The organism is Pseudomonas sp. EL_65y_Pfl2_R96, assembly GCF_963970905.1.
GTDB lineage: Bacteria > Pseudomonadota > Gammaproteobacteria > Pseudomonadales > Pseudomonadaceae > Aquipseudomonas.
In genome coordinates this window covers 1-539 of record NZ_CAXAQH010000209.1, presented here as the reverse complement: position 1 = coordinate 539, position 539 = coordinate 1, and the positions used below count along the sequence as shown (strand labels likewise).

The following is a 539-nucleotide window of genomic DNA, read 5'->3' as shown; positions in this document are numbered from 1 at the left end:
CGATGAGGCAACGAGGAAAGGATTTGCCGATGCTGGCTGTTGTCTTCAGATGCGCGCTGGCTGTGGCCATGCTCGCCATCGGCTCGCTCGCGGCGCTGGCGCAGAGCGCGGTCCCGACCGACAATTGGTCGGTCAACATCACGACCGGCAACACCTTCCAGCTGGTGCAGGGCGCGACCAACACCCGCCGCTCTCTCACCATCCAGAACAACAATGCCTCCGACAATTGCTATCTCAATGTCGACGGCACGGTGCAGGCGGGCCAGACGACCGCGAGCACGGTCACGACGGACGGCACCAAGGTCACTCTGACGACGGTGAAGGCCTCGATCCTGCTTCTGCCCGGCGCGGCCTATACCCGCTATTACCCCTATGTGCCGGCGGACGCGATCGTCGTGACCTGCGCCTCGAGCGGCGACAGCGTCTATGTGGACATGCAATGAGGCCGCTCCTGGGGCTCTTCGCCATTGCGCTGGCGATGGGGGCGGCGACCGCCGGCAGCCTGACGCCGCAGATCGGCGGCGGCATCAGCCAGTTCG

General features: G+C 65.5%; 1 protein-coding gene. It reads left to right on the top strand.

Annotated features, from left to right (window positions below; translation table 11 throughout):
- Positions 1-443: hypothetical protein (locus AACY49_RS30255; RefSeq protein WP_339527926.1), on the top strand; the 443-nt coding region annotated here is incomplete at its 5' end.
- Between the last annotated feature and the right edge of the window lie 96 nt (positions 444-539).